The organism is Gemmatimonas sp. (assembly GCF_046594945.1).
Classification (GTDB): domain Bacteria; phylum Gemmatimonadota; class Gemmatimonadetes; order Gemmatimonadales; family Gemmatimonadaceae; genus Gemmatimonas.
Genome location: NZ_JBKJRB010000138.1, coordinates 1 through 7,707, shown reverse-complemented (window position 1 = coordinate 7,707; position 7,707 = coordinate 1). Strand labels below are relative to the sequence as shown.

8 protein-coding genes are annotated in these 7,707 nt (G+C 64.9%); 2 read left to right on the top strand and 6 right to left on the bottom strand.

The features are described 5' to 3' along the window. Positions 1-940: alpha/beta fold hydrolase (locus ACLL97_RS16390; protein WP_411281556.1), on the top strand; the 940-nt coding region annotated here is incomplete at its 5' end. A gap of 49 nt (positions 941-989) precedes the next feature. Here the strand turns inward: ACLL97_RS16390 and ACLL97_RS16385 are convergent. Beyond that, positions 990-1,172 (bottom strand): hypothetical protein, encoded by a 183-nt coding sequence (locus tag ACLL97_RS16385; protein ID WP_411281555.1) that lies wholly within the window; start codon positions 1,170-1,172, stop codon positions 990-992. Positions 1,173-1,418: 246 nt separating this feature from the next. On the opposite strand from ACLL97_RS16385, the gene ACLL97_RS16380 reads away from it, so the two are divergent. Beyond that, on the top strand, positions 1,419-1,841 hold the full coding sequence (locus ACLL97_RS16380) for a hypothetical protein (protein ID WP_411281554.1): 423 nt from the start codon (positions 1,419-1,421) through the stop codon (positions 1,839-1,841). A 32-nt stretch (positions 1,842-1,873) separates the two neighbouring features. Here the strand turns inward: ACLL97_RS16380 and ACLL97_RS16375 are convergent, their stop codons facing one another. The 5 genes from ACLL97_RS16375 to ACLL97_RS16355 all read right to left on the bottom strand — a co-directional run bounded on the left by ACLL97_RS16375 (position 1,874) and on the right by ACLL97_RS16355 (position 6,955). Then, the gene (locus ACLL97_RS16375; protein WP_411281553.1) at positions 1,874-2,107 is read right to left on the bottom strand and encodes a hypothetical protein; all 234 of its coding nucleotides are present in this window, start codon (positions 2,105-2,107) and stop codon (positions 1,874-1,876) included. Between the two features lie 135 nt (positions 2,108-2,242). Beyond that, the gene (locus ACLL97_RS16370) at positions 2,243-3,751 is read right to left on the bottom strand and encodes a cytochrome D1 domain-containing protein (protein ID WP_411281552.1); all 1,509 of its coding nucleotides are present in this window, start codon (positions 3,749-3,751) and stop codon (positions 2,243-2,245) included. A gap of 1,657 nt (positions 3,752-5,408) precedes the next feature. Then, a complete protein-coding gene (locus ACLL97_RS16365; protein ID WP_411281551.1) occupies positions 5,409-5,975 on the bottom strand; it encodes a hypothetical protein in 567 nt (188 codons plus the stop codon). Positions 5,976-6,016: 41 nt separating this feature from the next. Continuing rightward, positions 6,017-6,535 (bottom strand): hypothetical protein, encoded by a 519-nt coding sequence (locus ACLL97_RS16360; protein WP_411281550.1) that lies wholly within the window; start codon positions 6,533-6,535, stop codon positions 6,017-6,019. A 225-nt stretch (positions 6,536-6,760) separates the two neighbouring features. Then, on the bottom strand, positions 6,761-6,955 hold the full coding sequence (locus ACLL97_RS16355; protein WP_411281549.1) for a hypothetical protein: 195 nt from the start codon (positions 6,953-6,955) through the stop codon (positions 6,761-6,763). Between the last annotated feature and the right edge of the window lie 752 nt (positions 6,956-7,707).

The window sequence follows — 7,707 nt, the reverse complement described above, 5'->3', positions numbered from 1 at the left end:
CGTGGTCGGTGGCGCCTTACTCGTACGAGGGCGGTATGGTACCGACATGCGGCGCGCCCGCGCCCGCGCCCGCGCCGCGCAAGGCAGTGTGCTGCTGTCTACGCGCTGTGGCCCCATAGAGTATCAGGAGGCCGGTACCGGCGTGCCATTGCTGGTCGTACACGGCAGCGGTGGTGGACACGACCAGGGAATGGCGTGGGCTGGTGGCTTAGCGTCAAAGGGCGTCCGCGTGATCACGATGTCGCGCTTCGGGTATCTGCGGACGCCCATGCCGGCTGATGCATCGGCAGCGGCGCAGGCTGACGCTCATGTCTGCCTGCTCGACGCAATGGATATCCCAAAAGCCGCAGTCATGGGCGGCTCGGCTGGCGCGCCGTCAGCGCTGCAGATGGCCATTCTCCACCCGGATAGGGTGACTGCGCTGGTGCTGATGGTGCCGCTGGCGTGGAAGCCACCCACGGCGACGAACTCGGCGCCGCCAATGCCGGCGTGGGTCGAGGCTACGATAGTGCGGCTGATCGGATCGGACTTTCTATTTTGGGCTGCGCGACAGCTGGCGCGCGATCAAGTCATCAAGGTGGTGCTCGCTACGCCGCCCGAGTTGCTCGCGCATGCCAGCCTGCAGGAGCGGGCGCGGGTCGGCGCGATGCTCGACGATATCCTGCCGGTTTCCCTGCGCGCAACGGGGTTGCGCAGCGACACGCAGGTGGGCAAGCACCTGAAGCCGTCGCCTTTGGAGTCGATCAAAATGCCGACGCTGGTCATCAGCGCGCGCGACGACCGCTACGGTACCTACGCAAGCGCACAATACACGGCGAGTCACATCGCGGGCGCGAGGTTCATTGGCTTCGACCAGGGCGGGCATGTTTGGGTCGGGCACAACGACGAGGTACAGCTGGCCATCGTCGCGCTTCTCGTGCCTTCAGCGCGCCGTGAGTAGCAGCAAGCGTTCCCTGCCATGGAGCGGCCACGCGAGGGTGAAGCTGGTCTCAGCAACGCTCGAAGGCGGGGAATTTTTTCGGAGAAGCGGGATGGCCGGACGACACCCGCGTCACGAACTCGACGCCCTCCTTCAAACGCTGGATGCATTCATCGGCCAGATCGAATAGCAACGCGTACACCGAGGAGATCATCGTGTCCATCGAGAACGTATTGGCCAGCGTGGCCGTCAAGGATCTGAAAGTCGCTTCCGCGTGGTATGAGCAACGCTTCGGTCGGCCACCACCCGTACTGGATGACCCGCCCATTCGCTATCGCACAAGCAACAACGGGAGAGCGTCTGAGGCGACCTGATGCAGAGGACCACGCATCCCCGGCAACTTCATGACATCGTGTGGCGTGGCGTGCCGCACCGAGAGGCCGTGACAGGCACGCGTATTGCGAGCCTTGTCACATACACAGTCTACCGGAGTCTTCATATGACACTCACACGCGCGCTCTCCTTCGCTCTTGCCATCGCCGCATCGGCACTCCCGGCGAAAGCTCAGCAGCCGCCTCACCACCCCGCCGGCGCCGCCAAGACGCCCTCATCGATGGCAGCCAAGAGCAAGACCGAGATGGCCGACATGGACGCCAAGATGAAAGTCATGCATCAAATGCATGACAAGATGATGGCGGCCAAGACGCCCGAAGAGCGCCAAGCGCTCATGGCCGAGCACATGAAATCCATGCAGGACGGCATGAGCATGATGAACGGCATGTCCGGCGGAAACATGGGCAGCATGGGCGGCATGAAAGGCGATGCCGCGACTCGCATGCAGATGATGGAAAAGCGCATGGATATGATGCAGTCCATGATGACGATGATGATGGACCGCATGCCGCCGTCTCCGCCGAAGTAACCGATCCACTGTCGGCGGCTCTCGCACCGGGCTCAGCGCTGGTTCCTTCCCCGCACGACGAACCAGGCCACGAGCCCGGCGACCAGGATGACGACGAGCAGAGATGGTCCGCCATATCCACCCATCCAGCCGTTGCCATGGCCGCCTCCCATCATACCGCCGCCGAAACCACCTTGGGAACTGGTGCCTCCTGCGCAGCCCAGCAAGGTCAGCGCGACGATCGTGCTCGCGGCGGTCAGGATCCTGCGAATGTCCACGTGTTTCATCGAGCTACTCCATTGGCATGAGGGGGCGTTCGTGACGTACGCGGGGGCGAGGGCTAGCGTGCGACGGTGGCCGAGTACTACCGCCACTTCAATCTGCCGCGTCTTGCCGCCTGACACGATTTGGGGGACGAAGCGTTAGTGCATGGCGCAGTGCCCAGCCAGCGCCACGATATTGACGCTCATCGCGGCGCTGGACGTCGTCGCGCCGACGGGGATCTGTCCAACAGGCACGAGCACCACAGTACTGAAGCCCGAGTCGAAGAAGCGGAGCTGCGCGGCAACTTCGGCTGTTCCGTCGTTTCTCACCATCAGGTGCGCGAGCTTCACCACCCGTCCGAACGGCGCGGCGTCGTTCTGCACCGCATAAACGTCGAGCATCGCTCCGGAGGGTGCATCACGAAGCGCTATCTCCACGACATCGATGGGGCCGAGACTACGGATAACGGCCTTGCCCTTTGCCCCGGCAGCGCCAGGCACGGGCAGCCTGCGCCGCTCAATGCGCAGTCCCACGTTCTGCCTCGTGAGGTTTGCGGTCCCTGCGCCCGTGGGCACCGCGTTCGCCACAAACACCAGTGCCTGCGGCGCCTGGCCGACGGGGATCTGCCGCGTGACACGCTGCGTCGCAACGTCGATCACGGCCACGCTGTCAGCGTTCTCCTGTCCCACGTACACGGTGCGATTGTCCGCGCTCGGCCACAGCCCGTGCGGCATGTCGCTCACGGGGATCGTCGCCACGAGCGTGGGACTCGCCCCATTGCGCCGATACACCTTCACGACGTTCTCGCCGCCCACCGTGACATACGCGAGCCGCTCGCTGACGGTGGTCACAAAATTCACGTGGTTTGTTACGGGTCCCGTGTCCAGCGTGCCGAGTACCGCGAACGACTGCGCGTCGACAATCACCGTCTTTCCCACGTCCTTCAGCGTCAGCCAAAGCTCCTGCCCGTCAGGACTCGCGGCGAGATTGGGCGAGAATTTCGAGGGCATCGGGATACGCCTGACGATCTCGTACGTGCGCGTGTCGACGACATCGAGCGCCGCCGTGCGCGACGAGTTGACGAAGGCGTAGCGCCCATCCGGGCGGAAGATAACCATCGCGACGCCGTCGCTCGTCGGGATTCGCCGCGTTTCGCGTAGCGCGACGGGATCGATGACGCTCACGTATCCTTCGCCGCGGACCGCCACCCACAACTCACGCCCGTCAGGCCTGAAAAATCCCTCGTGTGGCGCGCGACCGACGTACAGGGTACCGCGAACTCGGTTCGTGGCGGTCTCGATGATCGTCACCGCGTTGGATGTCACACTGATCACGCTGAGCAGTGTGCCGTCGGGCGAGAAGCCAAGGCCGTGGACGTCGATCTGCTTGTTGTAGAGCGCGCCCAGCACATTGGGCCGCGCGTCGCCAAGCGCGATGGTCCCAAGCAGGGTGTTAGTGCCCGCGTCGATCACGCTCACCGTGTTCGACGTTTGGTCGGCCGTGTAGACGCGGTCACGCGACGACGTGCCCGGCGCACCCGGTAGTGCGGGCGCCTGTACGACACCTCCCGTTTGCGGGGCAGTGGCCGTCGGCATGTTCGTGCCAGTGCTACAGCTCGCGCCCGCGCCGATGGCGCCAGCGCACATGATGCTCGCTTTCCAACCCATCGCAACCTCCACTCTCGAGACGCAGGCCCACGACATCCGCAGGCGGGAACGGCCGTTCTCGCCGTGTGCTGGAAACGCGCAACGAGTCCGCTTGGCGCGGGCTCGGCCCGAATGAGGGTGCGGGGAAGCGCTCGGTCGGTAAGCGGAGCAAGCGACATGCCACGCGGTCGCGGCACCCACGCCGGCTGTGCGAGTGTCGCATTGCGAGCGCTGCCAAGGCCGATATGGCAGGGTCATCGGCGCCGGATTGTTGTTCACATCGGCGTCCGGCGCGCATGTCACCACTCGCGTGAAATTCCCCACGGAGCGATCGTCTCAAATTCCCCACCCGGTGGTCTTACACCTCGGAGTGCGGCCAACTGCGCGGACGATCATTGCACTCGTCGTCGCGACGCGCGGTGCGATATTGATGCGCTGACCACCGTTGGCTAGGTAGAGTGTCGCCTCGCCCGCTTGACCCCTGTTTGTCTACGGCCCCGGTGGGTCGCTCCCCGCCATGCGCGATGCCGCTTGTCGCATTCAGACGTACCCATGCGTTCAGGTCGGCGTCACTGGGGACCTACCCTTCAATGGCGCACGAACGCGCGGAGTGATGCCGACGTGATCTTCGGCGCCGAGTGTTTTTGAGAGGTTGGGCGTGGGCATCTTATCGCGACCTCTCGGTCGTGCTTGAGATCGCGCGCGAGGTACACGGTGGCAATGCCGCCGGCGCCTAGTACGCACTCGATGCGGTAGCGCTCACCGTGCCGACCGTGCCGACCGTGCCGACCACCATACGCGCATCTCCAGGCCCACCACGTCAAAAAAATCATCGGCGTTCATCGTCACTAGTGTGGCCCGGTGCACCAGCGCGGGCGCGGCGATCATCCGGTCCAGCAGCTTCCGTCACCAATAGCCGGCGCGGGCGACGATCGTGGCATTGGCGTCCGCCGCCGTTTCGTCGAAGGCGAGCACCGGGATCGCACTCAGCATGGCGACGAGGCGCGCTCCAACATGGATATGCATGTATGTACTTGAAATCCACCGCTTACCACAAAGCGCCTTCGGTCAGGACTATTCGGCGTCGCTGTCATCGGCGCGTGGCGGGATATGCGGGTGGCTCCGATTGGCCGCTTGCTACCTCACGAGCAGAACGTGCGCGTTGAAGCAGGCTAAACTTTTGTTGCCCTTACAGTTCCAAGACCAGTCGACAACGGAATCACAAAACGGGTAGAACGACACATCACTCAGGAGGTGTGTCCATCGAATGGTAAATTCTCGAAGCCTCTCACCTCGCTGGTATTCTCCGCACGAATATCGCACGAATACCGCACGAATACCGCACGAATACCGCACGAATATCGCGATGCACGGTCGACCGCGCGGTGGCTGTGGTCGCGCTCTCGAGTGGAGTACTCGGCCGCGCTCGAGTGTTCGCCGATGAAGCGAGCGAGGCCCCGCGGCTTGTAGCGCGGTGCGGAACGCCACGCCGACCCAGAGCCCACCATGACGTGACGCGGCGCAAGGGGCCGGACACAAATCAGCCGCATCGGATCACGTACATGCGGCTGGTGCGGTCGCGACGCGGGCTGTGGCGCGTTGATGCGGTGCGGGCGGGCGGCGCGGCGCGGCGCCTCCGGTACCGGGAGGGGCTGGAGCAGCTAGGAGTTCCCGCGCATCACTTCCCGATGCGGCGTTTGACAAGCCCGAGTTCCAACAGCCAAACAGAGCCCACGTCCTTGATTCGATGCCAGGTGAGTCCGGTGCGGAGACCAACTCGCCCCGTGCCCAGCACCGCAGCACCACCGACATTGACGCCCGCCGTGCCTCCGGCGCCGCCCTGCCCGGCGCCGCCCACCAGCGTCACGCCGGCGGACGGCAGCAGGAGCATTCCGCTAGCCACGGCGACGGGGAGCGCGACGCCCACACGTGCCGCGCCGGTCAGGGCACCTACGGTAAGGAGCCGCGGCATGACGTTGATCGAAACGTCGGCACCTAGCCGGCCAGGCTTCAGCTGCGTGAAATGAATGCCGATCAGCGTGAAGTCGGCCGAAGCAGGCCCCCCTGCGAACCCAATCACACCCAGCGACCCACCCACCATCCAGTGCGGGCGCTGGAGCGCGGTGGAGTCCTGCGCTCCTATGTTGCCGACCGCAAGCGCGACCAGTGCCGTTACGGTACGCGCGTAATGGAACGGACGGTTCGAAACTGTACGATCCGACTTTCTGTCGATCTCGGGAGCCACTCTGGTGGTTGTGTGGTCGCCGGGACGCCGGTCGGCGGTGTTCAAAAGCGAACCAGGAAGGCAACTCTTGGCCGCGCGCTCCCAGCGTCACCAGCGTAGTTGAGGTCGAGCGCGGGCGCGATCACGAAGCGCTGCCTGGCCTCGATCTCGACGCCGAAACCGAGATGTAGGCCGGCGCCAAGGCCGAGGGCGACGTAGGGTCGCGTCCGGCTGGGCCCGAAGCGTCTGATGACGTCGAGACCCCCAATAGGGTCGCTGTGACAGATCGAGCCCGCCGGCGGATTCTTCTTCGGGACGGCGACGTGGTAGAAGCCCCCGCCCGCGATCGCGACCTGCTGGTAGCAGTAGGACGTTCCGGTTCGCCCATACTCCAACTGCATGGCCCATTTCGGCCCGAACTGATAGCCGAGGATGCCGCTGCCTGCGGGTGCGCTGCCGTGCTTTCCTTCGGCCGACTCGAAGTACTGACCAACCGTCGCGCCCAGATAAATGCCCTTGTCGCCGGGCTGGGGGGTGGAGGTCGATTGGGCGCGGACCTCGACGGCCAACAGGGCCAGCATCAGAATTACCGTTCCTAGCCACCTGTTTTCTTTCATGCGCCAAAGTGTCTGAGGTGAGCGCTAACGTCAAGGCAGTCGATCGAGGGTCGGTCGGTCTCTCCGGCATCGCCTCGCTCGTTGCTGGCCCGACGCGCACCGCCTCAGCATCACCGCGCTGGCGGCCGACCGTGCGACGACGAGCTACCTACGTCAGTTCATCGAGTCGGGCTACGTCGCGGCGAACCCCTACACGTAGTGATCAGGGAATGGGTACTCGAACCCCTCGTTGACGAACGCGGGGACGACGAGTGCGCAATCGACGACCGTGGCGCCGTTCGCGCGCAACACGCCTTCCCATTCGCCACGTATGAGCGCGATCAGGCGGTCGATGACGGCGTGCGCCTCGGCCTCCGAGAACTCGAAACGTTGCACCTGTGACACCAGATGACCACGCGAGGCACGCCGTCCAAAGCGTCCACTGATCCGCGTGACTCTGCATCGACCGGCGGCGCCGCTTGTCGGCGAGCACTATGTACGAGCATTGCGTACGCGCGTCGGCCGAGTCAGCACGGTGAGCGCGCTGACCCTTCCGCTATCGTAGATAGCGAGGTGCGTCGTGTATGTTGTGTGTCGTGCTTGAGCCGCTCGCGATCAACGCGTCCACTTGCTCTTGGGGAAGCCGGAGCGGCGCGAGGTGGGCGTGGCGCACGTCATGACCGCCGTCCACCATCGCCCACTCGTGGATGCCGTAGTAAGTACCCAAAGTTGGCGGGTCGATCCCGCGTCGCGGTGAGGACGTGCATCACGCCCCGTTGCGTCTGGTACCGGCGCGAGCCCATCTCCATCATTTTTGCTTCGCTGTTCTTCGCGTCTCGTCGCGAGCGTCGCGAGCGTCGCGCGCGTCGCGCGAACCAGCTGGCGGTCCGAGCGCGCCGAGGCAACCGAAAGCACCGCCGTTCGCGCGAAGCTCGCGAAGACCGCGAAGGCCCGCGAAGGCCCGCGAAGAACCGCACCAGCAGGAGTGGTGGTGCGGCGCGCCCCCGTGTGCCGACACGATGCCCTGATCCATCATGTTGCGGTTCTTCGCGTCTCTTCGCGGTCGTCGCGAGCTTCGCGCGAACCAGCTGGCGGTTGCCTCGGTGCGCTCGGACCGCCAGCTGGTTCGCGCAACGCGCGCGACGACCGCGACGACC

Bases quoted from the DNA above. Each gene is read 5' to 3' on its own strand.
- ACLL97_RS16380 (WP_411281554.1), top strand. From the start codon at position 1,419: ATGACACTCACACGCGCGCTCTCCTTCGCTCTTGCCATCGCCGCATCG.
- ACLL97_RS16370 (WP_411281552.1), bottom strand. From the start codon at position 3,751: ATGGGTTGGAAAGCGAGCATCATGTGCGCTGGCGCCATCGGCGCGGGC.
- ACLL97_RS16360 (WP_411281550.1), bottom strand. From the start codon at position 6,535: ATGCTGGCCCTGTTGGCCGTCGAGGTCCGCGCCCAATCGACCTCCACC.
- ACLL97_RS16375 (WP_411281553.1), bottom strand. From the start codon at position 2,107: ATGAAACACGTGGACATTCGCAGGATCCTGACCGCCGCGAGCACGATC.